We start from the raw sequence: 558 nt of genomic DNA on the forward strand, positions 1-558 counted from the left end.
TGGCGCCGATGGCAAGGGCACGCTCCAGGTCCCGAACACCAACGTTGAAGACGTCTACAAAGACGGCAGTGAAGTCACTGCGACTGTCACTGCGGTCAATGGCGGCAACTTCGAAGCTGTGGATTTGACCGGCGCGACTACCACCGTTGCTGTCGAAGACACCATCGACACCACCACCGTGGCGGTCACTGCTGAAGCAGCGAAGGAGGGTGATGCAAACCTCACCTTCAACTTCCAGCTGAGCAATCCGCCTCAGGTTGGCAGCACGGCTACCTTGACCGTGAACGTCGGTGGTACTGATTACACCGTCACAGTTGGCGCTGATGGCAAGGGCACCTTGTCGGTCCCGAACACCAACGTTGAAGACGTCTACAAAGACGGCAGTGAAGTCACCGCGACTGTCACTGCGGTCAATGGCGGCAATTTCGAAGCTGTGGATTTGACTGGCGCGACTACCACCGTTGCTGTCGAAGACACCATCGACACCACTACCGTGGCGGTTACTGCTGAAGCAGCGAAAGAAGGTGATGCAAGCCTCACCTTCAACTTCCAGCTGAG

General features: G+C 57.2%; 1 protein-coding gene. It reads left to right on the forward strand.

Annotation, left to right across the window (positions count from 1 at the left end):
• Positions 1 to 558, forward strand: a 558-nt coding sequence (locus FW789_RS24300) for an immunoglobulin-like domain-containing protein (protein WP_446432152.1), incomplete at both ends; no start/stop codon positions are given.

Source organism: Pseudomonas sp. 1121_17 (genome assembly GCF_052850745.1).